We start from the raw sequence: 26,630 nt of genomic DNA on the forward strand, positions 1-26,630 counted from the left end.
TTTCAATTGTTTTTAGTGATTCAGTATTTATTCTTGGGTTGATGTGTATTGCGCATCAACTTTCTTTGTTCTTTTGAAACTTCTTATGATTACCCTATTACTTTTTTCGTAGGTAAAATAGCTGATGGCCCAATTGAAGCCCACCAATAGTTTGTTCCTAAAACCACTAATGGAGACCAAGTGAACAACAGACCATAAAAGCCAAGCGGCATATCCACCGAAATGAAACTTCCCCAAATCAGCCACCGCTTTTCTCTTGCCGACAGTGGCCAATGAACCTTTATCTTTATATGTAAAGGGTTTTGAAGGCTTTGAAAGCATGGTGTTGAGAAGTACTTTGGCCAAATGTCTGCCTTGTTGTATGGCGGTTTGGGCTACTTGGGGATACCCTTTCGGGGTCTCATCTGTGATTACCCCGGCGATATCCCCAATGGCAAAGACATTGTCCATTCCATCAACTTTTAGGTGGTGGTCCGTTTTTAGACGATTGCCCTTGACAATAGACGTCTCATCGAATCCTTTTGGAAAATCTCCAATTACCCCCGCTGTCCAAATCAAGTTCTTGGCTAAGAGGGTCTTGCCGCTTTTGGTTTTGACCACCCTGCCATCATAGTTGCTAACGGATTCTTTCAACATCACCTTCACGTTCAGATTCTCTAAATAGGTCAGCGTTTTTGAAGCGGCTTTGTCCGACATGGCAGAGAGCACTTCATCCATAGCTTCCACTAAATAGATGTTCATAATGGAGGAAGGATACTCGGGGTAGTCTTTGGGTAGGATGTATTTGCAGAATTCGGCCAGTGCCCCAGCCATTTCTACTCCGGCGGGACCGCCACCCACGATCACAAAATTCGTGAGGGCATCGCGTTCCTCATCATCGCACGTGATCGCGGCCTGTTCCAAATTTTGCAGCATCATGTGGCGGATATTTAGGGAATCCCGGATATCCTTCATCCCCAAACTATTTCTTTCCACTTCTTCCATACCGAAGAAGTTGGTCTTTGTTCCCGTTGCCAAGACCAGATAATCATAGGTAAGTTTTCCTTTGTCTGTTATGACGGTATTGATGGAGTTTTGAATTTCCTTTACCTCGGCCAGCCTGAAGCTCACATTCTTATATCCCTTGAATTGTTTTCTAAAAGGGAATACAATGCTATCGGGTTCAAGCCCACTGGTGGCTACCTGATAAAATAAGGGCTGAAACTGATGAAAGTTATGGCGGTCAATAAGTACCACCTGAACATCTTTATTTTTCAACCCTTCCACCAATGCCACACCCGCAAAGCCACCACCTACAATGACTATTCTTGGGAACCCGGAATCCGGCAAGCAGATTGCATCCGTCACTTTGCATGTACTGTTGTTGCTATCGTCTAACATTTGGTTCTTGCCTGCTAACTTTTCAATAGTTTTTTTTCTCTTTTGAACCGCGTTTTCGGACTATCATGACGGAACAGTCGGCATGTGTTGCCAAGGACTGGGAAACCGAGCCGAGCAAAAATCTAGAGAATGCGCCATGGCCCTGCGACCCGACTACGATCAAATCGGCATCAAAGGCTTCCGCCTTTTCTAAAACTACACTTTTAGGAAGCCCCTCTACCACGGCTGTTGTTATCGATAATACGTCATTCTTGTCCCTTAATGATTTTGCAGCTTCATTAACAAGATCTTCTGCCGATTTTTTCGCATTAGAAACGGTTTCTTCATAATAATTTCCAAGCGTGCTGCCCAAGGGTAGGGCACCAGGAGCGGCCAACATGGGATTTTCGAACACATTCAAAATACATACTTCGGTACCCGCAGGGAACGGCAGCGTCGCAAGTTCATCTATGGCGACTTTACTAAAGTCAGAACCATCTATTGCCAATAGTATTTTCATCTTTTTAAATTTATTTGTTCATGATTAATTATGCTTAATTCCCATATAGCCAAATCAACTTATGGCCAAGGGTTTCATCAATTTTTTCCAATACAAATGCTCGTATAGCCCTGACCAGTACATTCCGAAAGTAAAAGCGAACAAAAGCTCTTCTATTGGAATGCCGGCCACTAGAATATCACTAAGGTTTTCCAGATTCCAGAAAAGTTCTACATAGTTGGGATAGAACGGGAGTATACTTCCAAAATAAACAAAGTACAATGCCGTGAACAGAAATCCACTTATCCAGATTTTGGTCTTTAAATCCGGACGGCAGTATAGCGTGGCCATTCCACCCAAAAACATGGCTGCAATGCCACAATAGATATGATTCAATGGCGTGAAAAGGGCCAATACCAAAAACACTACTGCCGGGACGAAAAGGATATATAGGTGCAACCGGTGCCTTTCATGTTTCCGTTCGCTATGCGGTATTTCAACATATTTTCGCTTAAAAATAAGATTGTACAGTACCGTGCCTATGCCCCCTATGGAAAAAGAGAAGATTAGGCTTTCAATATCGAATCCCGTCTTTATCGCCAAATCGAAAAGCGATGGCGGATGCCAATATTCGGGAACAAAAAGGGGTTCGGTAAGCCCAAAGGGCATGGTTATCCAACTCATCTTCAGCATTTCTCTTCGAGAATCTTTCTTCATCAGATAGACCACGCCCCAGAGGGCTAGAATAATAAGGGACCATATGAACCAGACGTACTGCATTTATCGTTTTAGCTGTGCATTGTAAAAAGCTGCGATCAGCGCTCCTGTCAGCCATCCGATAATGAATGTTTGGATCATCCCAATTATAGCTTCCCAAAAAGGAACATCCATGCGAATAATACTGGTTGTGTCAAGCCCATGGAGCAGGCTGTTGAAAAAATCAATGGTTCCTTCCCTGCCAGCCGTAAACATGACGACCATACAGCCAATGTAAAGGATGGCGGCAGTGAGACCGAATGCAAATCCGAATTTTTTAATGTTTATACGGTTCATGATTTCTGTTTTTAGTTATTTGTCCGTTTCCAAGGTTTTTTTTGAATCTTCATATTCTTCCTTGGTTATTTCTCCTTTTGCAAATCGTTTTCTTAGAATTTGCATGGGATCTTCATTGCTCGATTTTTGGTAGGGTACGTCGTACGGGATAAAGAAAATCCAAACCAGTAGTACGAGCCAGATAATCCACCATATAATGTGCATGCCGCCCCAATGTCCTTCGAAATAGTGCATAGCTAAAAGTTTTAAATGTTAGTAATTAATTAATTCAATTCTGAAATTGTATAACCTTCAAGTCGATTCAACTGTTTCTGCAGATCATCGACCGAAAGGTTCGATTTCATACTAATCTTGGCGACTCCTTTCGGACTTAAAAAAATCTTTGCCTCCTCAATGTCTTCATGAGACTCCAATACTTTTTTGACCTTTGTTATGCAACCGCCACAACTGATTCCGTCTATTTGATATTTTCTTTTCATTTTTTTTGCGGATTTCAGTGTTGATGCTGTTTTTGGTCGTGCTTTTCCTTTTCTTCCTTTTTTCTTTTAAGGTTATCCTCCGTTAACCCATGGGTATGGCCACCATGTCTCATGGGCATCAAGAGATGCACCGCGAACATGATTACTATGAACGTAAACAGTGTGAGGTTGCCTTTAATGCCGAATGCTGGTGCAAAAAAGATGAAAAGAAGCGGAAGTCCGCAACCGAGTATCATCCATATCCAATGATTTTTCATGATTGAAAATTTAAAAATTAAGCCTTAATGGTGTTCAGAATGGTCTTGCTCAGATGGTTCCATTTTATTTGAACCGTCCATCATGCCCATTCCTTTCATATCCATTCCCTTGTCGCCCATCATCTTCTTACAAGACTCCATACAATCTTCGCTCATCATGCCCTTTTCGTGCATCATTTGCATCATATTGCCCATCATTTTTCCATCTTGCATCATGGATTGCATCATGTTTTTCACCATCATACTGTCGTTCATCATCATCTGCATTCCCTGGCCCTGCATCATGGTACCCATCATCTTTTGATTGCCCTGCATCATCTGCATGGCATGGTCGTTGCCTTGCATGTTGTCCATGAATTCAGTCATGTAACTGTGGTTGCTGGCAATTGCATCAAAGAGTTCCGTTCTCGTTTGCGAATTTTCGAGCATTGCATTAGGACCTGTTTTCTGGTTGCAACCGGATAGACTTACTAAGCCAATTGCCAGTAAAATAATTGCTGCTTTTCTCATCTTATTTGATTTTAATTAAAATTATTTCAGTTATTCGTTTTGTATTTATCCCTAATTGTCATGTTTTAGTAGCATTTTCAATTCTTTTTTTAATTCTAAACATTAGCTTGTTTTTCTGGTAATATCCAAGGTTAAATCTATGTATTGCCAAAAGCCTTTGTTTGCATAATTCTCTTTATTATCTATATAATTTCGTCAAAGAAATTTCGTTCCCAGGCTTGATCATTTTTATAATCGGTCATGCTCATGCCCATGATTTCCTTGAACTGTCTGGATAAATGGTTGACACTGCTGTAATCTAGCATATAAGCGATGTCAGAAAAAGTAAGCTGCCGTAACTGAATGAGCTCTTTTACTTTTTCGATCTTGAGCTTGATGAAATACTTTTCTATAGTGATATTTTCTTTCTTGGAAAACATCTTGCTCAGAACCTTGTAGTCTCGATGTAGTAAATTGGCCAAATAGTCTGAGGTTTTCTCCTTAATGTTGATAGGGACGTTGGTAACCAACGATATCAAGGCAATCTTGATTTTCTCGACTATCATTTCCTCTTCACTTTTGGCTATTTCAAAACCGTTGGAATGCAGGACGGCCATCACTTTTTGGTCTACTTCGACAATTGCTATTTCTGGAGCCTTTACCGTAAGTTTCCCAAGTTCAAGGGATAGTATGGTAATGCCCAAATCATGCAATTCTTGCTTTATGACCTTTAGGCAACGCCTACAAACCATATTCTTTATCCAATATTCCCTTATGGAATCCATGGTACATGTATTATGGTTTACATTAAATCTCAACAGGTAAAACCCTGTTTGGCAATCAATCTGAATGTTCTGCCGTGGGAATAGGGTACGACAAAAAGGGGCCACTTAAGAGGTACGGCCAATGCGAAGAGCGGGCTATTGCATAAACAATCCGCTTAATTAAAAATCAAATTAAGAAAGTCTCGTGAAGAACTAGCAAATCCTTCTGAATCAACGGAGGTTTATAGTTTTTGAAGGGAACTACATTTTCCTCAAGTCCTTCGAAAAGGTTTATATAGGAGTAGATAAAGGCCTTTAAGAAAGTAAATGTTAGGGAATCCAGTTCAAAGGAAACTTTCTGTAGTTCATCACTGCCTTTGTTGACAAAATTGTCGCTACTGCAACAATCTTTTTGCCCCAGAGTGCATTTGTTTGACGTGTTTTCTGGATTTTGAAGTTTTTCATCGCAAGATTTAGCTTCCCCAGTAACAGATAAACTCACCAACTTCTCACAGCAAAAATGCATATTGGCCGTAAAGGAAGTTGTTGTGAACAACACAACTGCTGTTAAAAAAACCGACAATATTTTCAAGAAAAATCGCCTCACATTATAAAATTACAAAATTTTGTTTACCCCCAAAAAAAATCGATTTTTTGATAATCTCACTTAATTATCTGAAAATCAAATATATATTCGGTAATCCACATAACCATAATAACAAATGTAAACTAAAGGCTTAAACAAATAAATGATATTTATCATATCGCCGATAATTGATTTTGTTCATACGTGACTTGAAAGAAAATCAAGGGATTAGATTTCCAAAATTTTGTTAAACAAAAAAAGAGTGTTAAAATTTTTGTAGTTTTACAGATCGGATGAAAAGTTTTTTTCATAAAATAACATCGTTTACAATGGCACTATTAGTGCTGTTATCAACCTTCTCTTTTTCGGTTGCACAACACTATTGTGGTGATGTTCTGGTTGATTACTCTTTCTTGGGCCATGCAGAATCTTGCGGCATGGAAGTTCAGGAGACAGCAGAGTTACCAGATTGCAATTTGGTCAAAGCCGATTGCTGTAGCGATGAAGTCCTTACCGTTGATGGCCAGAACGACTTAAAAGTATCTTTCGAAAAATTAAGTTTTGAACAACAACAGTTCGTTGCTAGCTTTATCTACACCTATCTTAATCTTTTTGAAGGACTACCTGAAAACATAGTCCCGTTAAGTGATTACCCCCCTCCGCTTTTGGTCAAGGATATTCAGATCCTAGATCAGATTTTTCTCATTTGATTTTTAAGTAATAGCATTTTCAGCCCAACTGATAGCAGTTTAGGGCTTATCCTGTTTTCGTTGGTTTCCGGCCAGCACTTCTAATTACTTAATCATCAATACCATGCTGAATAAAAGCATCAAATTTCTTATCGAGAATAAATTGGTAGCCGTTTTGCTCCTAGTCCTTTTTGTAGGCTGGGGAACCGTAAACGCTCCGTTTGAGTGGAGCACTGGCTCATTACCAAGAGATCCCGTGGCTGTAGATGCCATACCTGACATCGGGGAAAACCAGCAGATTGTTTTTACCAAATGGGACGGTCGTTCCCCACAAGATATCGAGGATCAGATAACATACCCATTGACAACCTCACTTTTGGGAATACCGGGGGTAAGGACCATCCGTAGTTCCTCCATGTTCGGATTTTCAAGTATCTACATCATATTTGAAGAGGATATCGAGTTCTATTGGAGCCGCAGTCGAATCCTTGAAAAATTGAACTCCTTACCGAGCGGTTTACTGCCCGATGGGGTCAACCCTGCATTGGGGCCGGATGCCACAGGACTTGGACAAATCTACTGGTACACTTTGGAGGGACGCGATGAGAAAGGAAATGTCACAGGCGGCTGGGATTTACAGGAGCTTAGAAGTATTCAGGATTTTTATGTTAAATATGCCCTATCGTCAGCAAGCGGTGTTTCAGAGGTGGCCTCTATAGGGGGTTATGTACTGGAATATCAGGTAGATGTGAACCCCGAACTGATGAAGCAATACGGTATTGGGCTACAGCAGGTGGTAAAAGCGGTAAAACAAAGTAATCGTGATATTGGGGCACAGACCTTGGAAATTAATCAGGCCGAATATCTCATTCGCGGGCTTGGGTATGTGAAGTCCATCGAGGATCTACAGAATGCAGTCGTTACCTCTGAGGATTACACGTCCATCCGCCTGAAGGACATTGCTAATGTTTCCTACGGACCGGGCACACGGCGCGGCATATTGGATAAGGAAGGCGCAGAAGTTGTCGGTGGCGTAGTAGTTGCACGGTATGGTGCCAATCCCATGGAAGTCATCAATAATGTCAAAGATCAAATCAATGATTTAAGTGCCGGACTGCCCTCAAAAGTACTTGAGGATGGCAGAACATCCCAACTTACCATCGTTCCTTTTTATGATAGGACCGAACTTATTCAAGAAACGCTAGGCACCCTTAACGAGGCCCTGACCTTGGAAATATTCATTACCATTTTGGTCATCATTATCATGGTCTTCAATTTAAGGGCATCCATCCTGATATCGGGACTGTTACCGGTTGCAGTGCTCATGGTGTTTATTGCCATGAAACTATTCAATGTGGATGCAAACATCGTGGCACTCTCGGGTATAGCCATTGCCATTGGAACCATGGTGGATGTAGGGGTCATACTCTCGGAAAACGTCATACGGCATTTGGACGAAAATGAAGAGGGCCTACCCATTAATACCGTTGTCTACAATGCCACCGCAGAGGTGTCGGGGGCCATATTGACCGCCGTGATGACCACCATCATCAGTTTTATTCCAGTGTTCACGATGATCGGGGCCGAAGGAAAACTCTTCAGACCCTTGGCCTTTACAAAAACCTTTGCGCTTACCGCATCCATTATCGTAGCCTTATTTTTGATACCACCATTTGCAGCCTTTCTATTTAGAAAAAAAAGCATAAAGAAAACTACTGGATACGCCGTTAATGGAATATTGATACTTCTAGGGATTATAGCCCTTGCTTATGGCTTTTTATTAGGATTTATATTGATTGCCTTCGGTATAGTAGGCTTGCTAAAAAATCCGGAATTGGCATCACGTATTTATACTGGATTTTCGCTTTCCGAAGAACGAGCCAATCTTATCAATATCATTATTTCGGCCTTTGCCATTGTTTTTGTTTTGGCGGGATATTGGAGACCGCTCGGTCTTGATAAGAGTATTTTTTGGAACTTGATTTTTGTTTCGCTTATATGTTTCGGACTACTGGGCTTCTTTACCATATTCCGGAACTACTATACTAAGATTCTTCGCTGGGCATTACGGAATAAGCTGATATTTCTTTCCATACCCACTGCCATTGTGGTATTCGGAGTAATGATTATGCGCAATACGGGCAAGGAGTTTATGCCTTCATTGAACGAAGGTTCCTTTTTGTTGATGCCTACCTCTCTCCCGCACGCCGGTGTCGAAGAGAACAAACGGGTATTGCAGCAACTGGATATGGCCGTAGCCAGTATTCCTGAAATCGAAACGGTGGTCGGCAAATCCGGAAGAACCGAATCCGCATTGGATCCGGCGCCCTTGTCGATGTATGAGAATGTCATCCAGTACAAGCCGGAATACATGCTCAACGCTAAACGGGAGCGCCAGCGGTTCAAGGTCAATGAAGATGGCCTCTTCGAACTCAGGGACGGCACCTTTGTGACCAATCCGAACATGGTTGTAGATGATGAAGGAAATTACGATGAATCTGCCATAGTTTCTGCATTCTCTGTTAAACAAAAGGATTTGATTCCCGATGATGATGGGGAATATTTTAGAAACTGGCGGCCTGAAATTGAATCCCCCGATGATATTTGGAACGAGATTGTACGTGTAACGAAACTTCCAGGCGTTACCTCCGCGCCCAAACTGCAACCTATTGAAACCCGCTTGGTCATGTTGCAGACCGGTATGCGTGCGCCTATGGGTATCAAGGTAAAAGGGCAAGATTTAAAGGAAATAGAAGCCTTTGGCCTCAAGCTGGAGGACATTTTAAAGGAGGCCGAGGGGGTCAAGGATGAAGCCGTGTTTGCCGATCGAATTGTCGGAAAGCCGTATTTGCTTATAGATATCAACAGGGAGCGTTTGGCACGATACGGCATTACCATTGAAGATGTGCAAAGCGTGTTGCAGGTAGCCGTTGGGGGTATGGTGCTTACCCAAACCGTTGAAGGACGTGAGCGGTATGGCGTACGCGTGCGGTATCCAAGGGAATTGCGAGAGAATCCAGCAGACTTGGAGAATATTTATGTTCCTGTTGAAAAGGGAAGCCCGGTTCCTTTGAGCGAGTTGGTTACCATTCGATATGAACAGGGGCCACAGGTCATCAAAAGTGAAGACACTTTTTTGGTGGGTTATGTGCTGTTCGATAAGTTGGACGGTTTTGCAGAAGTCGAGGTGGTCGAGAACGCGCAGGCCCTTATACAAGAAAAAATAGATAATGGAGAATTGGTGGTTCCCAAGGGTATCAATTATTTGTTTACCGGTACCTATGAAAACCAGCTACGTGCCGAAAAGACATTGTCGGTCGTAGTACCGTTGGCATTGGCCATCATATTCTTGATTCTTTATTTCCAATTCCGTTCGGTAGGTACCTCATTGATGGTGTTTACCGGGATTGCTGTTGCCTTTGCCGGAGGTTTTCTGATGATTTGGTTCTATGGTCAGGATTGGTTCCTGAACTTCAACTTTTTTGGGGAAAACCTACGAGACCTCTTCCAGATGCATACCATTAACCTGAGTGTTGCCGTATGGGTCGGGTTTATTGCGCTCTTTGGTATTGCAACCGATGATGGTGTGGTCATGGCCACCTACCTGACCCAAACTTTTGATAGAAACAAGCCCGATTCCCTTGTATCCGTTAGGGATTCGGTTGTCGAAGCAGGCGAAAAACGTATCCGTCCGTGTTTGATGACGACCGCTACCACTATTCTGGCACTGCTTCCGGTATTGACATCCACTGGCCGTGGCAGTGATATTATGATTCCGATGGCGATTCCTTCTTTCGGGGGAATGCTTATCGCCTTGATTACCTTGTTTGTTGTTCCAGTGTTGTACAGTTGGAAGGCCGAGTTTCAATTAAAAAGAGTATCCAAATGAAGAAATATCTATACATCTTGATTGGAATAGTTTCCATCGCTTCCATGAACGGACAGGAACTGGAAAGCCTTATCCAACAGGCCGAACTCAACAATCCGGAAATCCAGGCCTTTGAGCTGCGGTACAATATTGCCTCCGAAAAAGTGAACGAGGTCAACACTTTGCCCAATACTGAGGTAAGTGCCGGACTTTTCGTAAGCGAGCCCGAAACACGGACCGGAGCACAGAAAGCACGGTTCTCGGCAAAACAGATGATTCCGTGGTTTGGTACCATTACCGCCCGTGAAAATTATGCAAGCTCATTGGCCGATGCCCAATACGAAGAGCTGGTCATTGTCAAAAGGAAATTGGCGTTGTCGGTATCTCAGTCCTATTACCGATTATTCTCGATTAGGGCGAAGCAAAGCGTTTTGGACGAGAATATAGAATTGCTGGAAACCTATGAACGATTGGCCTTGACCTCGGTAGAAGTTGGTAATGCCTCCGCAGTAGATGTGTTGCGCTTGCAGATTCGGCAGAACGAACTGCTTCAGCAAAAAGAAGTTTTGGAACAGGAGTATCTGGCCGAACAAACGCTGTTCAACAATCTATTGAATAGGGACGAACAAACACAAGTCGAAGTTTACGAAGGGCTTACGGTACCCGAACAAGACCCGATAACGGAAGAAGGAAGCCTTGACCTGCATCCTGAACTTTTAAAGTATGACAAGTTGTACGAGTCGGTCGAACAATCTGAAATCTTGAACCAAAAAGAAGCCTTACCGAATCTTGGTTTCGGATTGGATTACGTACCCGTTGCCGAAAGGCCTGATATGTCTTTCGATGATAACGGAAAGGACATCTTGATGCCGATGGTATCGGTGTCCATCCCGATATTCAACAATAAATACAAATCCATTTCACAACAGAACAAATTAAGGCAAGAGGAAATAACCGCCCAAAAGCAAGAACGAAGAAACAAGCTCGAAACACTTTTGAGCGAGGCCATTAACAACAGAATGGCTGCCAGGATTCGTTTTAGGACCCAAACAAAAAATATCGGACAGGCCAAGGACGGAGAGGAAATTCTTATCAAAAGTTACGAGACCGGAACCATCGATTTCAACGATGTGCTCGATATTCAAGAGCTTCAGCTTAAGTTTCAAATCAATAGAATAGAATCCATCAAGGGCTACTTTGTGCAGTCGGCCATTATCAATTATCTAAGGAGCTAATATCAATTTAGATAAGAGCAAGATCTATAGATTGAATTTAATAAAATCTAATAGCATGACTAAAAAAATAGAATTATGATCAGAAAGATAACAATGATGTGGGTACTTCTCATTTCATGCGTAGGCGTTGCCCAAGTAGGGACCAATGGCCAAGATAGAAAAGAAGAAGGTAGACCGGTTAATGAGTACAACCTTACTATTGAAGAAAATGAAATGACGCTCGCTGGTGTAACCGCTAAAGGAATGACCATCAATGGCGGAATTCCCGGTCCAGTTTTGGAATTTAACGAAGGGGACCTTGCCATCATTAACGTGACCAATAAAATGGATGTGGAAACATCGGTGCATTGGCACGGTTTGATACTTCCCAATTTTTATGACGGTGTGCCTTATTTGACTACGCCACCTATTAAACCAGGAACAACTTTTCAGTACAGAATCCCAATAAACCAATCGGGCACCTACTGGTACCATTCCCATACGATGCTACAGGAGCAAAGCGGTGTTTATGGGTCTATTATTATTCACCCAAAAGAAAAAACTCTGGAATATGACAAGGATTTGGTTGTGGTACTCTCTGATTGGACCAACGAAAATCCTATGAATGTTTTGCGAAACCTTAAAAGAGGAAATGAGTGGTATCAGGTCAAAAAAGGTACGGCGGTTCCTTTGAGCCGAGTTATCAAGGAAAGTGCATTTGGTGCACAACTGAAATTTTGGAGAGACCGTATGGAAGGAGCCGATATAGCCGACATCTATTATCCGGCATTTCTGACCAATGGAAAATCATTGGCCGAGTATCCCGAATTCAAAACAGGCGAAAAAGTACGTCTTCGCTTTATCAATGCATCCGCCTCTACCTATTACTGGATGGATTTTGGCGGTGGCAACCCTATGGTCGTTGCGGGCGACGGTATTGATGTGGAACCTGTACTTAAAAGCCGTTTCCTTTTTGGTATTGCCGAAACATATGATGTTATCGTAACCATTCCCGAAGGTACTTTGGAAGTTACCGCCACCGCTCAAGATGGTTCTGGTAGCACCTCGTTGCGCTTGGGACAGGGAAGCCTGTATCCTGCAAAAAGAATTGAGAGACCTGACAAGGTTGCAATGATGAAACAAATGGCCAAAATGGATATGAAGATGGGCGCACCTGCAATGGTGGGTAACAAAAAGAAAAAAACACCCGAGTTTTTGAAGGAGAATTACGGGATGAAAATGGATATGAAAGATGGCCGGATGAATATGGGAATGCAAGATAAAATGTCAATGAATAAAGGCGAAATGGGCGATAATATGAAGATGGACAAAAAGATGAACGGTATGGCAGGAACGAACCCGCCTGCCGGACGGGCAGGAAAAGATTCAATGCCAATGAAATCTACCGAACCTTCGCATAAGATGGGAGGCCATATGGGGCACGATATGCCTATGATGAAGAAAGACACTTCATCTTTTGATTACGATACTCGTAAAACCTATTTCAACTATGATTTCTTAAAAGCGAGGGAAAATACCACCTACAAGGCTGATTTGCCCGTAAACGACATTCTATTGAACCTGACCGGAAATATGCAACGCTATGTGTGGAGTATGAACGGTGTGCCACTTTCAGAAACGGATAAGATTAAAATAAAGGGTGGTGAAGTAACCCGCATTACCCTTAACAACCTAACGATGATGCACCACCCGATGCACCTTCACGGTCATTATTTTAGGGTAATCAATGAAAATGGTGAGCGCTCGCCGTTGAAACACACCGTGAATGTGCCACCGATGCAGAAAGTGGTCATCGAGTTCTATAACGAGGAGTATGGCGATTGGTTCTTTCACTGCCACATCCTGTACCATATGATGGGCGGTATGGCTCGTGTATTCAGCTATGATACCCCAAGGGATGAAAGGATGAAAGGTTTTCCCGTTCAAAAACTGATTGACGAAACAGACCATTTCTATTCTTGGGGATTGTTGCGTGCAGGCTCAAACTTTAACGAACTATTTCTAATGTCAAGCAATATTCGGAATGGTTTTGCTTTACGGGCAGAGTTCGACTATGACAAAAACCTTGAAGCCGAAGTGAACTATGATAGATACCTAAATGATTGGGTGCGCCTCTATGTAGGAGTGAATACCGAAACGTCCACACCCAACTCATATGACAACTTCAATACGGTAGGTCTAATTGGTGTAAAATACTTTACACCTTACCGATTTAATGTAGATGTGAGTATGGACCATCAATTGCGCCCAAGGATTCGTCTGGACAGGGAAATCCTGATTTTTCCAAGAATTTTTTTGGAAGGTGAATATGAATATCGAGCAGACTTTGGTTGGGTGAACGATATTGGGGATTCATCTTATCAAAGCGAAACCCAGTGGTTGGTGGGAGCCTCTTATATCCTATCCCGAAATTTTTCAATACAAGCAAATTACAACAACCGATATGGCTGGGGTGGCGGCCTTTTAGCCCGATTTTAACAAGTAACAATTTAAAACAAAAAAAATGAAGACAGTAAAAAGAACAATGAGCACAATGGCACTTGCTGCCACAATGATTCTAACCGTTTCCTGCAAGGATGGAAACAAGAATGAACCAGCTGCACCTATGAGCAACGAGATGCATCAGGAAACGATGGATGACAAGGACGATATGGCTATGGGCAAAAATCAAGATGCCAAGGCCGAGGCCATATTAAAGGGCTATTTCAATCTAAAAGATGCTTTGGTAAACGATGACAATTCCAAAGCAAAGGAACTGGGCAACACCTTGGCACAATCGCTCAAATCCTTTGATGCATCGAGCTATGCGGACAGCGAGCAGAACGAACTAAAGGACATCATCGAAGATGCCACCGAACACGCCGAACATATTGGCGAGAGCGATATAGCACACCAACGCGAGCATTTTAAGACGCTCAGTAAGGATATGGCCGATATGGTGGCGATAACAGGAACATCAATGAAAATTTATGAGCAATACTGCCCAATGTACGATAACAACAAAGGCGGTGCTTGGCTCAGTATGAACGAAGAAATCAGAAACCCCTATTTCGGTGCCCAAATGCTGAAATGTGGAAAGGTGCAACGTGAAATCAATTAAGTGAAAGTAGTAAAAATCATAGCGTGGATAGCATTGATTGCCTTTGTGGTCATCCAATTTTTCCCTGTGGATTATAACCAGAGCGAAATAGTGCCACAAACCGATTTTATGCTCGTGAACAAAGTACCTGCAACGGTTGAACAATCGTTGCGGGTTTCCTGCTATGATTGCCACAGTAACAATACCAATTATCCTTGGTATAGCAAAATTCAACCATCTGCTTGGTATTTGGAACATCATATTAAGGAAGGAAAGGCAGAATTGAATTTCAACGAATGGGATGACCTTTCAGACCGTAGGAAAACCAGCAAATTAAGGTCAATTATAAGCCAGATTGAGGATGGTGAAATGCCTTTGGATAGCTATACACTGATTCATTGGAATGCTAAACTGGATACGGTTGCAAAAACACAAATCATAGAGTATCTGCAACGGTTAAAGGATAATTTATAAAGTCCTGAAAGGGAAACGCGGCTTTTTTCATTGGTTGGTTAGTAGAATGCGTTTCCCTTGTCAGGCGCTATATTTATGAGAAGAGAATTTCTTATCGTTTCTATTGCAATCCTCGCAGTTTTAGTCGGGATGTCATTAATCTACCCAAAAGTGCGGTGGGCAATGCTTGTGGTCGTCCCGCCCGTTTTTTTGGGATTCATCGATTATTATCAAAAGGAAAATAACATACGTCGCAACTATCCCCTTTTCGGTAGGGTTACAGAATTATTGGAGAAACAACGTCACGTCGTTCAAGAAACGGTTTTATTGAATAGAACAGAGGGAAAACCTTTCAATTGGATACAGAAAGAAATTGTTTATAAACGTGCCGAGGACGCGGTCAAAAACCAACCTTTTGGAACGCAGATTCCGTATTACGAAGTTGGTCGCGAATGGTTTACCCATTCCACCTATCCTGCAAAGGAAATCAAAGATGATTTTAGGGTTACCATAGGGAGTTCAAAATGCACAAAACCCTATTCGGCAAGCATCCTAAATCTGGCTGGAATGAGCTATGGTTCCATAAGCAAAAATGCGACCCTTGCCTTTAATGGTGGTGCAAAAATCGCAGGCTTTGCCCAAAATACTGGCGAAGGTGGATTTACCCCCTACCATCAGGAATATGGAGCCGACGTTATTTTTCAGTTTGGCACTGGATATTTTGGATGTAGGACAGAAGATGGGAATTTCGACCATAAAAAATTTGCGGAAATCGCATCCAATGAGGTGGTCAAAATGATTGAGATAAAAGTCTCACAATGTGCAAAACCCGGTTTTGGTGCTATTCTTCCTGCCAAAAAAAATACCGAGGAAATCGCAAAGTACAGGGACGTAGAAAAAGGAACCGAAATTTTATCGCCACCACATCACGCCGCATTTGGTACTGATTTGGAAATGATTGCCTTTATACAAGAATTACGAAAGCTTTCTGAAGGGAAGCCCATAGGGATTAAAATGTGCATCGGGCAGAAAGACGAATTCGAACGAATGGTTCGCACTTTTACTGAAAAGCAAAACTATCCAGATTTTATAGCCATAGACGGTGCAGAGGGTGGTTCCGGTGCTGCACATATGGAATCGCTACATTGGGCCGGGCTTCCCATAATTGAAGCGATACATTTTGCACATTCCATTTTAAAGAAATATAAGCTTCGTGATGAAATAAAATTAATGGCAGCAGGAAAAATAATATCGGCTTTTGATATCTATAAAATGTTGGCACTTGGTGCCGATGCCTGCTACAGCGCAAGGGGGATGATGTTTGCCTTGGGCTGCGTACAATCCTTAAAATGCAATCTGGATACCTGCCCTACGGGAATCACCACAATGGTACCTTCAAGGGTCGCATCATTGGTAGTAGAAGATAAAAAGACCAAAGTAGCCAACTACCATAAAAACACCATTGAAGCTTTTAAGGAGCTGCTAAAATCAATGGGAATTGAAAATAGAAGGGGTATCGACAAAAAGTACATAATAAGAAGAATCAACGAGAATGAAACAAAAGGCTATGATGAGATTTTTATGGATAACTAATAAGAATGGATAAAGAAGAGGACATAGAAACCACAAGAGCGTTTTATGGGCAGCTTTTCGATAGCTCAAAGTATGTTCTATTGGTGATGCTTTTTGCTTCAGTAATAGAACTGTTTGCGCTACCTACTATGGAAGGGTCTTATGCTATGTTTATCCTACTGGCCTTAACATTACTAAAGATAGGATTCATTATAGCCTTGTCCTTTAACCAACTAATGAAGATAATTGGTCAGAGCCATCTATTGAGCCACGTACTGGTGTTGTTTGGATACCTGATTGTGTTGATAGTTTTCTCGTTTGCAATAGATTACACAGCGTTGCAGTTTGTGGATGCTATTCATTTTAAAATGGACAACAGTATTGGCAATGATGGACTGTCAGTATTTTTTGATTTATCCTATTTCAGTTTGATAACATTCTCATCAGTAGGATATGGTGATATAGTCCCAATTTCCTTACCCGCGAAAACCTTGGTGGCGCTTGAAGTGGCACTACGATTTTTCGTCCTGGTCTTTGGTATCGCAAATGTGAATAGAATACGAGTAAATAAATAACCCTTAAAACTAAAAGTATGCAAACACTAAAATTAACCACAGTAACAATGTTGCTCATAATAGCGACAAGCCCGCTATTTGGTCAAGATACAAAAACAGAAAAAGAAGCAGTGCTTTCAGTAATGAAAAGCTATAAGGATGCCCTACAAAACCTAACGACCGAAGGTACTTTCGAATTATTTACCGAGGATTCGGAGGTTTTTGAATCGGGAGGTGTCGAGGGTACGTACAACCACTATATAGAGCACCATTTAGGACCGGAATTAGGTCATTTTGAAAAATTCGAATTTTCAGATTATGAAATCGATGTAAAGTTAGATGTACCCTATGCCTTTACTACCGAAACATACGTATATACCATTGTCCTCAATCCGGACGACAAGGGAAATAGCCGGACCATAAAGAAAAAAGGGGTAGCAACCTCAATCCTTAAAAAAATAGATGGAAAATGGAAAATAATAAAAACCCATTCATCTTCAAGAAATACTAAGTAACAACCGATGAGTAGATATATTTCAATAAGTATAGTGTTCGGTCTTCTTCTTATTACCAGCTGTAAAGAGAAGAAAACCGAGCCATTGCCAGAACAGGAAAAAGAAACAACCACAGACCAACCGCCAAAAAAAGTGTTAAGCCCCCACACCTCTGCAATGGCGACCATTGGTAATGCGCACATCCATATTGATTATTCATCGCCAGGGGTTAGGGACAGGATGATTTTTGGTGGTTTGCTGGCGTATGACCAAGTCTGGCAAGCTGGAGCACATATGGCTACGTGGATAGAGACAGATACGGATTTAGAAATAGATGGTAAGGAATTGAAAGCAGGTAAATATGGATTTTTTACCATTCCTTCAAAAGAAGAATGGACCATCATTTTAAATTCCAATTGGAACCAGCACGGAAAGGATGAATATGACGAAAAAGATGATGTAATACGATTTAAGGTAACACCGATTATTGCAGATAGTCTAAAAGAACACTTAGAATATAATATCAAGAAAATTAGTGATACTCAAGGTGAGATAACATTAGCGTGGGAAAAAGTTAAAGTAGTAATTCCATTCAAAGTAAAATAACAAGATAGGGTCAACAAGTATACGATAATAAAAAAATTAAAACCACGTGTATCATCAAAGAATAAAAAATAATACAGTTTAAACCGTGAACGAATTTTTAAAACAATGGGGCGAAGCCGCCTATACGACCACCGGATTTTTCTGGATGGCGCTTTGGGCATTCATTTTGGGTTATATCATCAGTAGTATGATACAGATTTTCGTGACAGAAAAACGGATGCAAAAAACAATGGGCGAAAACGAAGGCAAAAGTGTGCTGTTGGGCACGTTTTTCGGTTTTATAAGTAGCTCGTGCAGTTTTTCTGCTCTGGCAGGTACAAAATCCATTTTTAAGAAAGGGGCAAGTTTTGTGTCTTCCATTGCTTTTCTGTTGGCATCGACCAATCTCGTAATTGAATTGGGCATTATTATTTCCATCTTTTTGGGGTGGCAATTTGTGGTCGGGGAGTATGTTGGGGGTCTATTGCTGATATTGATTTCTTGGATTCTTATTCGGGTCATCAATCCAAAAAAACTTATTGAAAAAGCCCGTAAGAATCTCGAAAATGAAGATGATGATGAGATGGACGGTTCCAAAGGTTGGAAGAAACAAATAACTAACGAAGACAGTTGGGCGCGCGTTGCCAAAAAATATAAGATGGAATGGCAAATGGTTTGGAAGGATGTCACCGTTGGCTTTACCATCGCTGGAATCGTAGCGGCCTTTGTACCCGATTCCTTCTTTCAGACCCTTTTCATAAACAGTGGCCAGGGCAAAACGGATTTCACCTTTCTTGAAATTCTCGAACATATCGTGGTCGGTCCCGTAGCGGCTTTTCTCACATTCATCGGCTCTATGGGAAACATCCCTCTGGCGGCATTGCTGTTCGGTAAAGGGGTCAGCTTTGCGGGCGTGATGGCCTTTATCTTTAGTGATTTGGTGGTCTTTCCCGTTCTGCGCATCAATGCTAAGTACTACGGTTGGAAAATGTCATTTTTCATTCTGTTTCTATTGTTTACGGCACTGATTGGCACTTCGCTGGCCCTGCACTATGGTTTCGATTTGTTGGGAATGCTGCCCGACCCAGCACAGGTCAAGATTCAGGACAAGGAACACTTTAAGATTGACTACACATTCTATCTCAATCTTGTCTTTCTTACAATCTCAGGATACTTGATATATCTGGGCTTTTATAAGAAAAAGGATGTAGAACACTCTATGAGCGAAATGGCACCCAAAAGCCCTTTGCTCGAAAAGATTTTGAAATATGCGGCCTTTATCTGTTATGTATGGCTTGCGAGTGGATTGATTGTAAAATTTTTAGTGAACTAAATTACAGATAGTAAATTAATTATGGTCAATAGAAAAACAGCAAAACGGATTAGAAAATCGCACCGATACTTAGGAATTTTTTTGGGCATCCAGTTTTTGATGTGGACGATTAGCGGTATGTATTTCAGTTGGACGGATATTGACGAAATACACGGCGACCAGTTTCGGCAAGACCCAGTCGAGGCATCCGCTTTTACCGATTTGATAAGTCCATCCGAGGTAAATCTTGAAGAAGCGATAGTTTCCGTAGAACTTCGGGAAATTGATGGCAAACCCTATTACTGGATAAATGACAAGCAACTTTTTGATGCCAAGACGGGTAAAGAAAAGAAAGCAATTTCAGAAAGTGAAGCCTTGAAAATCGCTGAACGGAATATGTTGCCGGAACTTCAAGTAAAAGGAATCGAGCGTATCGAGCAAGTGGGAAGCCACAGCGAATATCGTGGCAGACCGCTTCCAGCCTATGTTGTCAGTTATGAAACGCCTGAAAATATCAAGGCTTACGTTTCAGAAAAAGATGGTGCGTTCCAAACCCTACGTCATCGGGATTGGCGATGGTTCGACTTTCTGTGGATGACGCATACGATGGACTATAACACTAGGGACAATTTCAACACGCTATTGCTTCGAAGCTTTTCGCTTTTGGGGCTCATAACCGTGCTGAGCGGGTTTACGTTATGGTACATATCCTCGCCCACAATTAGAAAAATAAAAAACAAACGGGGCCGGGTTAAAAAGCCTGATTAAAAGGTTGAAGAACTATGGAAGTAGAGAGAAAAGAAGAAAACGGAGCGACACGTTTTGATACATATAGCGAGGGTGCCTACATCCTAGTATTCATAGTAGTATTATTTGTGCTACATACATTATTAGAGGTTCTTCTTTTTGGCCTATTCGATAAATTTTGACCGATGTTCATCCCTAAAACGAAAAAAAGTAAGCGAATTAATTCCGATCATTAAAAAAATAGCATAACATCTTAATTTGAATCCCATGAACAAAAACATCATTTATACCGCAATAGCAGCCCTGGCCATTGGCTTATTGGGAGGGTACTTAATTTTCAAAAACTCAGCAAACGAACAGATGGCAGTAAAGGACACTTCTGACATGTCGGATAGCCATGACCATTCAAACGAGTCTGAAGCTCAAATGTGGACCTGCTCAATGCACCCACAGATCATGCAGCCTGAACCGGGCGATTGCCCTATTTGCGGAATGGACTTGATTCCAGCTGAATCAGGTGCTGACGGCCTTACCGCTGACCAATTCAAAATGACTGAAAATGCGTTGGCACTTGCGAACATACATACCACCAAAGTTGGTATGGGCGCAACTGATGGAGGTTCTCTTAAACTTTCTGGAAAAATCAGGGAAAACGAAGAGGCCAATGCTGTTCAGGTGACCTATTTTGCGGGGCGAATCGAAAAGCTTTATGTCAATTACGAAGGGGAAACCGTTGCCAAAGGAAAACTACTGGCAATGATTTATTCTCCAGAACTCGTATCGGCGCAACAAGAATTGTTGACGGCATCTTCGTTGAAGGAATCACAGCCTCAATTGTATAAGGCGGTGCGTAACAAACTCAAGCTTTGGAAACTATCCGAGGCACAAATAGATAAAATCGAACAATCTGGCACAACAATGGAAAATTTTCCTGTCTATGCCACTGTTTCTGGTACCGTTACCAATATCATGGTAGAAGAGGGAGACTATGTGAAACAAGGGCAGCCCCTGTATAAAATTGCCAATTTGAACAATGTCTGGGCAGTGTTCGATGCCTATGAAAATCAAATAGCATCGCTGAAAGAAGGCCAAGAAGTGAAAGTAACCACAAATGCCTATCCGAACGAAGAGTTTACGGCAACGGTATCCTTTGTAGATCCATTGCTAAATTCAAAAACGAGGACGGTAATGGTTCGTGGCGTTCTCGACAACAAAGATAACCTGTTGAAACCGGGCATGTTCGTCGAAGGAACCATAAAGGGTTCGAAAATAACGGAAGAAAATACGTTGGCCGTACCCGCAAGTGCCGTAATGTGGACCGGTGAGCGGTCTGTGGTTTATGTAAAGCCAGATGCCGACAAGTCGATATTTGAAATGCGGGAAGTAACGCTGGGTAGTCAGGCGGGTGATGTTTACACTATTGTAAACGGACTCGAACCGGGCGATGAAGTAGTTACCAATGGTACATTTACGGTTGATGCGGCAGCTCAGTTGAAAGGTAAAAAATCGATGATGAACAAAGAAGGGGGCAAGACCATGACGGGACACGAAGGTCATGCAGGAATGCAGGGCAATGACCAAGCCGCATCGGGCAGTAAAACAGATCATTCAAAAATGAACGAAAGAATGGATGTTGACAAAACATTCCAAAGCCAGTTGAACGGGGTTTTTGAAGCTTATCTGGCGCTCAAAAATGCCTTGGTCGCCGACGACCCCGAAGGGGCGCAAAGTTCGGCAAAAAATGTTTCGTCAAATTTAGAGAAAGTCGATATGAAACTGCTCGATAAAGAAAACGCCCACAACCATTGGATGACACTTCAAAAAGAAATGAAGTCTTCTGCCGATGCCATTGGTAGTACATCTACCATTACTGAGCAAAGAGATCATTTCAACCATCTATCGTCGCACATGATTGGCAGTATACAATTGTTCGGTGTCGGCAAAAAGGTTTTTAAGCAATTTTGTCCGATGGCAAACAACAACAATGGAGCTTACTGGTTGAGTGCTGTTGAAGAAATAAGAAACCCGTACTATGGCGATGCCATGTTGACCTGTGGAGAAATTAGGGAAACAATAGAATAAGGAGATGACATGTCCTTAAAGTTGCAATAGTGAAATTTACACCAGACAAATATAAATAAGAAGATTTTGGCATCATGAGTCAAAAACGAAGGGAGAGAAGAATTCAACAAAGAAAGGAGAGCAAGAACACAAGAAGGGAATCTAATCGAAAAACGGGATTCTATGCTGCACTAGCGATAGTCATCTTGTTTGTAGTCACGGTCATCTTGGTGGTGTTGAGAGCGATTTGGGAACATCGGGCCCATCTATGATAATCGATAAAGTGAGTGCAATGAATTTATAATTCAATTATGAACAAAATGCTGCACATTAAAAATATGGTGTGCCCAAGATGTGTTACGGCGGTAGCCAGTGTTCTGAAAAAGATGGGTATTGGTTATTCCAATATGCAGTTGGGCCAAGTTATATTGAATGATGCACTGACGGCAAAACAAGAAAATCAATTACAAATCGAGTTAAATATGCTAGGTTTCTCCTTGATTGGTAATCGTAGGTCGCAATTGATTGAGCGTATGAAAAATCTTGTGGTCGAAAAAATTTTTCATTCACGACAAGAATTTAAGGTCAAATGGGCCGCCTATGTTAGTTCAGAAATAGGCCTGGATTATAAATATTTGAGTTCACTTTTCTCATCGGTGGAAAGCATCACTTTTGAACAGTATATCATTAACCAAAAAATTGAAAGGGTCAAGGAACTGCTCATTTATGACGAGCTAAGCCTAAAGGAAATAGCCTATCAGTTAGACTATAGCAGTATAGCCTATTTGAGCAACCAATTTAAAAAAGTGACCGGAATGACACCTACCCAATTTAAGAAAGGTGCTATTCAAAATAGAAAATCTTTAGATGATATTTAATTTCTACTATTAGGGCCGCAATAACCTCCCGAGGCAGCCATTACCCGCATATACCTTAAATAAATAACCTTGTTATCAAATGGGTCAAGGTTCGTCTTTTTACGAACAACAGGCATTTGTAAAAAGCATTATTTTCAAGCCAAACTTTTTTAAACCACCTTTAAGAGTAAAGACTACAATTAAATAGACCATAGCATGAAAAGAACATACGAAATAAAGGGGATGACCTGTAACGGCTGTAGAGGGCATGTCGAAGACGCACTTTTAAATGTAGCGGGAGTGGCCGATGTATCGGTCGATTTAAAAAATGCGGAAGCTACCGTAGAGTCGCAATTTGAAGTACCCCTCGAAAATTTACAAAAAGCATTGGAAAATAACGGAGGACAATATAAAATACAACCCAAGAATAAAGTCGGTCAAACCTGATATGCGATAGTTTAGATGAGATTAACTGTCAGGCTAAAATAGTATGGGAACGATACAATAATCGAAAGTCAACGAATAATCACAATAACCAGATAAAACATCCACAATGGAAGAAAATCAAAAGAAACACGATAATTATTTAAAGTTTTTTGCAATGGTTGGCACCTCAATGGTCGCCATGTTTTTTTTAATGTACACACACTCCTACCAAATCATTGACCATTTTTGGTATAGTGAGACCCGATTTTTTATGACGCTTATCATGGGCGGATCAATGGTCATAATTATGCTGCTGTATATGCTGCAAATGTATAAGGACCGAAAAAAGAATGCTTTGGTTTTAGGTTTGGGTGTTTTATTGATTGCAGGTGGAATATGGCTGGTTCGAAGTCAGGTCACGGTTTCGGGGGTTGATTATATGGAGGGTATGATTCCCCATCACTCCATTGCTATTTTGACGAGTGAACGTTCTCAAATAAAAGATGTCAGGGTGAGGAAACTTGCGGATGAAATTATCAAGGCGCAGCGCAGGGAAATAATGGAAATGCAGTGGTTGATAAACGACATCAAGAAAAATGGAATAGTAGAAACAGAAGAAGAAAAAGAAAAGCGTCCTCTTCCCAAATTTGAAGGGTCGCTTACCGAGGAAACGAAGAATCTGAACGATTAGGAGAAGATAAGACCTGTATCGATTGTAATACTAAAGGTTTTCCGAAACTAATTTTTCTTTACCATAGAAAGGCATTTGAAATTGGAGAACCTTTTTTATGTCGCCGAATTCAAAAAATCAATTTCCAGTTTAGAAGAGGCCCACGATGCTGAATAATGCGTTATTATTTCTGAAAATTCTACAACTCTTTCAGCAAATAACGTAACTACTTTCCCGTGTTCTATTCCGAAATTTGTGTTATAAAAAATAGAGTAGCGGATGGAAACGACAGATATATTAGACACCAAACCCAAAGGACAAAAAGCAGGAATCAAAAAATCCTTTCCGGTAACAGGTATGACCTGTGCCGCCTGTGCGGGCAGTGTGGAGTCAATATTATCGCATACCGAAGGCGTAAACAAGGCCACCGTTAATTTTGCCAATAATTCGGTTTTGGTCGATTACGATGAAAGTACTACTGAAGAAAAACTTCAGAACGCGCTGCGTGAAGTGGGCTATGATATCATTATCGATGCCGAAGACCCAGTGGAAGCACAACAAGAGCTTCAACAAAAGCATTACCAAGACATAAAAAACCGTACCATTTGGTCAGCTATTCTGACGCTGCCCATCTTCGTACTTGGAATGTTCTTTATGCAATGGGAACCTGGAAAATGGGTGTCATTGGTATTGACTATTCCTGTTTTATTTTGGTTCGGGCGTAGTTTTTTTATCAATGCCTTTAAACAAGCACGGTTCGCTAAGGCCAATATGGATACATTGGTCGCATTGAGCACGGGAATTGCCTTTCTGTTCAGTGTTTTCAATACCCTTTTTCCAGAGTTTTGGCTTAGCCGTGGCATTGAACCGCACGTCTATTACGAAGCGGCCACGGTCATCATTACCTTTATTTCCCTCGGAAAATTATTGGAGGAAAGGGCAAAATCGAACACTTCATCCGCAATAAAGAAACTGATGGGATTACGGCCCAAAACGTTGAAGATTATTGAGGACGGCTTGGAAAAGGAGATTCCGATTTCCGAAGTTCAGGTTGGGCAGACCATCTTGGTGCGACCTGGTGAGAAAATTCCTGTGGATGGTGAAGTTTCAAAAGGGAGCTCCTATGTAGATGAAAGTATGATTACGGGCGAACCTGTTCCAGTACAAAAATCCAAAGAAGCGAAAGTGTTTGCTGGTACTGTTAATCAAAAGGGGAGTTTTCAATTTACGGCTGAGAAAGTTGGTGGCGAAACCCTGCTTTCCCAAATCATAAAAATGGTACAGGAAGCGCAGGGCAGCAAAGCCCCCGTACAAAAATTGGTGGATAAGATCGCTGGAATATTTGTTCCCATTGTATTGGCCATATCCATTATCACCTTTATCGTCTGGATGTCTATTGGAGGTGATAATGCGTTTTCTCAAGCTTTATTGACTTCTGTCGCTGTATTGGTCATTGCCTGTCCTTGTGCCCTAGGGTTGGCTACACCTACTGCTATAATGGTAGGTATCGGTAAAGGTGCCGAGAATAATATCCTTATAAAAGATGCCGAAAGCTTGGAGTTAGGTCATAAAGTGAATGCGATCATCCTTGATAAAACGGGTACTATTACCGAGGGCAAACCCTTGGTGACCGATATTCATTGGGCTGAGAGTAATAAGGACATAAGGAAATACGAACTGATTCTTTTAGCGATTGAAACACAGTCCGAACATCCATTGGCCGAGGCCGTGGTCAACCATTTTAAGGAACAAAATGTTCAACCCACTGAAATTGCCTCTTTTGAAAGTATCACAGGGATGGGCGTTAGAGCCGAATTGGAAAATGGGACGCGGTATTTTGTAGGTAACCATAAATTAATGGTTAAGAATGACATTCAAATCGATGCTGCATTAAAAGAAGCATCCGAAGAGCTGGAAGACAAGGCAAAAACGGTCATATTCTTTGGCGATGATACGCAAATATTGGCAATCCTTGCCATTGCGGATAAGATTAAGCAAACATCCAAAAAAGCGATTGCCACACTACAGGATAAGGGAATTGAGGTCTATATGCTCACGGGGGATAACAACAAGACCGCTTCAGCGGTAGCACAACAAGTAGGGATAACCAACTACCAAGGGGAAGTATTGCCCTCGGATAAAGCTGCTTTTGTAGAAAAATTACAGGCAGATGGAAAAATAGTGGCTATGGTGGGCGACGGTATCAACGATTCCCATGCCTTGGCGCAAGCCGATGTAAGTATCGCTATGGGCAAAGGGTCTGATATTGCGATGGACGTTGCCAAAATGACCTTGATAACCTCGGATTTACAATCTATTCCCAAAGCGTTGCAATTGTCAAAGAGAACTGTTTTGGGCATCCGTCAAAATCTATTTTGGGCATTTATCTATAATATTATCGGTATTCCGATAGCGGCCGGCGTGCTATATCCCATCAATGGCTTTCTGTTGGACCCGATGATAGCAGGGGCTGCAATGGCCTTCAGTAGCGTTTCGGTTGTCGCCAATAGCCTACGGTTAAAACAAATAAGACTATAACAAT

Annotated in this window: 27 protein-coding genes; 17 read left to right on the top strand and 10 right to left on the bottom strand. The window is 41.7% G+C overall.

Annotation, left to right across the window (positions count from 1 at the left end; translation table 11 throughout):
- Nucleotides 1-27: 27 nt before the first annotated feature.
- From GGE08_RS10765 to GGE08_RS16250, 10 genes are all read right to left on the bottom strand, one after another.
- A complete protein-coding gene (locus GGE08_RS10765) occupies nucleotides 28-1,380 on the bottom strand; it encodes an NAD(P)/FAD-dependent oxidoreductase (RefSeq protein ID WP_179384885.1) in 1,353 nt (450 codons plus the stop codon).
- Between the two features lie 22 nt (nucleotides 1,381-1,402).
- The gene (locus GGE08_RS10770; protein ID WP_179384886.1) at nucleotides 1,403-1,879 is read right to left on the bottom strand and encodes a universal stress protein; all 477 of its coding nucleotides are present in this window, start codon (nucleotides 1,877-1,879) and stop codon (nucleotides 1,403-1,405) included.
- 54 nt (nucleotides 1,880-1,933) lie between these two features.
- The gene (locus tag GGE08_RS10775) at nucleotides 1,934-2,638 is read right to left on the bottom strand and encodes a lycopene cyclase domain-containing protein (RefSeq protein ID WP_179384887.1); all 705 of its coding nucleotides are present in this window, start codon (nucleotides 2,636-2,638) and stop codon (nucleotides 1,934-1,936) included.
- Entirely contained in the window at nucleotides 2,639-2,911 is a 273-nt protein-coding gene (locus GGE08_RS10780) for a DUF5676 family membrane protein (RefSeq protein ID WP_067035915.1), read from the bottom strand.
- A 15-nt stretch (nucleotides 2,912-2,926) separates the two neighbouring features.
- Nucleotides 2,927-3,145 carry an SHOCT domain-containing protein gene (locus GGE08_RS10785; protein ID WP_179384888.1) on the bottom strand — a complete coding sequence of 73 codons (219 nt, stop codon included), beginning with the start codon at nucleotides 3,143-3,145 and terminating at the stop codon, nucleotides 2,927-2,929.
- A gap of 29 nt (nucleotides 3,146-3,174) precedes the next feature.
- Entirely contained in the window at nucleotides 3,175-3,390 is a 216-nt protein-coding gene (locus GGE08_RS10790; RefSeq protein WP_067035921.1) for a heavy-metal-associated domain-containing protein, read from the bottom strand.
- Nucleotides 3,391-3,404: 14 nt separating this feature from the next.
- Complete coding sequence (locus GGE08_RS10795) at nucleotides 3,405-3,647, bottom strand: hypothetical protein (protein WP_067035924.1); 243 nt, start codon at nucleotides 3,645-3,647, stop codon at nucleotides 3,405-3,407.
- 24 nt (nucleotides 3,648-3,671) lie between these two features.
- Complete coding sequence (locus GGE08_RS10800) at nucleotides 3,672-4,157, bottom strand: hypothetical protein (RefSeq protein WP_179384889.1); 486 nt, start codon at nucleotides 4,155-4,157, stop codon at nucleotides 3,672-3,674.
- Between the two features lie 182 nt (nucleotides 4,158-4,339).
- Nucleotides 4,340-4,921: a helix-turn-helix domain-containing protein gene (locus GGE08_RS10805; RefSeq protein WP_179384890.1), complete on the bottom strand. Its 582-nt coding sequence runs from the start codon at nucleotides 4,919-4,921 to the stop codon at nucleotides 4,340-4,342.
- Between the two features lie 166 nt (nucleotides 4,922-5,087).
- The gene (locus GGE08_RS16250; protein ID WP_409553492.1) at nucleotides 5,088-5,507 is read right to left on the bottom strand and encodes an HYC_CC_PP family protein; all 420 of its coding nucleotides are present in this window, start codon (nucleotides 5,505-5,507) and stop codon (nucleotides 5,088-5,090) included.
- Between the two features lie 272 nt (nucleotides 5,508-5,779).
- On the opposite strand from GGE08_RS16250, the gene GGE08_RS10810 reads away from it, so the two are divergent.
- From GGE08_RS10810 to GGE08_RS10890, 17 genes are all read left to right on the top strand, one after another.
- Nucleotides 5,780-6,196 (top strand): HYC_CC_PP family protein, encoded by a 417-nt coding sequence (locus tag GGE08_RS10810; RefSeq protein ID WP_179384891.1) that lies wholly within the window; start codon nucleotides 5,780-5,782, stop codon nucleotides 6,194-6,196.
- A gap of 103 nt (nucleotides 6,197-6,299) precedes the next feature.
- Complete coding sequence (locus tag GGE08_RS10815) at nucleotides 6,300-10,064, top strand: efflux RND transporter permease subunit (RefSeq protein ID WP_179384892.1); 3,765 nt, start codon at nucleotides 6,300-6,302, stop codon at nucleotides 10,062-10,064.
- Nucleotides 10,061-11,278: a TolC family protein gene (locus GGE08_RS10820; protein WP_179384893.1), complete on the top strand. Its 1,218-nt coding sequence runs from the start codon at nucleotides 10,061-10,063 to the stop codon at nucleotides 11,276-11,278. The genes GGE08_RS10815 and GGE08_RS10820 overlap by 4 nt, the downstream gene beginning before the upstream one ends.
- Nucleotides 11,279-11,353: 75 nt before the next feature.
- Complete coding sequence (locus GGE08_RS10825; protein ID WP_179384894.1) at nucleotides 11,354-13,756, top strand: multicopper oxidase domain-containing protein; 2,403 nt, start codon at nucleotides 11,354-11,356, stop codon at nucleotides 13,754-13,756.
- A gap of 25 nt (nucleotides 13,757-13,781) precedes the next feature.
- Complete coding sequence (locus tag GGE08_RS10830) at nucleotides 13,782-14,378, top strand: DUF3347 domain-containing protein (RefSeq protein ID WP_179384895.1); 597 nt, start codon at nucleotides 13,782-13,784, stop codon at nucleotides 14,376-14,378.
- Nucleotides 14,379-14,831 carry a heme-binding domain-containing protein gene (locus GGE08_RS10835; RefSeq protein ID WP_179384896.1) on the top strand — a complete coding sequence of 151 codons (453 nt, stop codon included), beginning with the start codon at nucleotides 14,379-14,381 and terminating at the stop codon, nucleotides 14,829-14,831.
- A 162-nt stretch (nucleotides 14,832-14,993) separates the two neighbouring features.
- Nucleotides 14,994-16,403, top strand: coding sequence for an FMN-binding glutamate synthase family protein (locus GGE08_RS10840; protein ID WP_257024009.1), 1,410 nt, complete (start codon nucleotides 14,994-14,996; stop codon nucleotides 16,401-16,403).
- A 5-nt stretch (nucleotides 16,404-16,408) separates the two neighbouring features.
- Nucleotides 16,409-16,957 carry a two pore domain potassium channel family protein gene (locus GGE08_RS10845; protein ID WP_179384898.1) on the top strand — a complete coding sequence of 183 codons (549 nt, stop codon included), beginning with the start codon at nucleotides 16,409-16,411 and terminating at the stop codon, nucleotides 16,955-16,957.
- A gap of 17 nt (nucleotides 16,958-16,974) precedes the next feature.
- Nucleotides 16,975-17,451: a DUF4440 domain-containing protein gene (locus GGE08_RS10850; protein ID WP_179384899.1), complete on the top strand. Its 477-nt coding sequence runs from the start codon at nucleotides 16,975-16,977 to the stop codon at nucleotides 17,449-17,451.
- Between the two features lie 6 nt (nucleotides 17,452-17,457).
- On the top strand, nucleotides 17,458-18,036 hold the full coding sequence (locus GGE08_RS10855) for a DUF2911 domain-containing protein (protein ID WP_179384900.1): 579 nt from the start codon (nucleotides 17,458-17,460) through the stop codon (nucleotides 18,034-18,036).
- Between the two features lie 85 nt (nucleotides 18,037-18,121).
- Nucleotides 18,122-19,348, top strand: coding sequence for a permease (locus GGE08_RS10860; protein ID WP_179384901.1), 1,227 nt, complete (start codon nucleotides 18,122-18,124; stop codon nucleotides 19,346-19,348).
- Between the two features lie 21 nt (nucleotides 19,349-19,369).
- Nucleotides 19,370-20,095, top strand: a complete 726-nt coding sequence (locus tag GGE08_RS10865) for a PepSY domain-containing protein (RefSeq protein ID WP_179384902.1) — start codon at nucleotides 19,370-19,372, stop codon at nucleotides 20,093-20,095.
- Between the two features lie 246 nt (nucleotides 20,096-20,341).
- Nucleotides 20,342-22,156, top strand: a complete 1,815-nt coding sequence (locus tag GGE08_RS10870; RefSeq protein ID WP_179384903.1) for an efflux RND transporter periplasmic adaptor subunit — start codon at nucleotides 20,342-20,344, stop codon at nucleotides 22,154-22,156.
- 299 nt (nucleotides 22,157-22,455) lie between these two features.
- Nucleotides 22,456-23,013: a helix-turn-helix domain-containing protein gene (locus GGE08_RS10875; protein ID WP_257024010.1), complete on the top strand. Its 558-nt coding sequence runs from the start codon at nucleotides 22,456-22,458 to the stop codon at nucleotides 23,011-23,013.
- Nucleotides 23,014-23,208: 195 nt separating this feature from the next.
- Nucleotides 23,209-23,439 carry a heavy-metal-associated domain-containing protein gene (locus GGE08_RS10880; RefSeq protein WP_179384905.1) on the top strand — a complete coding sequence of 77 codons (231 nt, stop codon included), beginning with the start codon at nucleotides 23,209-23,211 and terminating at the stop codon, nucleotides 23,437-23,439.
- A gap of 106 nt (nucleotides 23,440-23,545) precedes the next feature.
- Entirely contained in the window at nucleotides 23,546-24,109 is a 564-nt protein-coding gene (locus tag GGE08_RS10885) for a DUF305 domain-containing protein (RefSeq protein ID WP_179384906.1), read from the top strand.
- A gap of 258 nt (nucleotides 24,110-24,367) precedes the next feature.
- Nucleotides 24,368-26,626, top strand: a complete 2,259-nt coding sequence (locus GGE08_RS10890) for a heavy metal translocating P-type ATPase (protein ID WP_179384907.1) — start codon at nucleotides 24,368-24,370, stop codon at nucleotides 26,624-26,626.
- Nucleotides 26,627-26,630: the final 4 nt, after the last annotated feature.

This window comes from Allomuricauda sp. ARW1Y1 (genome assembly GCF_013407935.1).
GTDB lineage: Bacteria > Bacteroidota > Bacteroidia > Flavobacteriales > Flavobacteriaceae > Flagellimonas.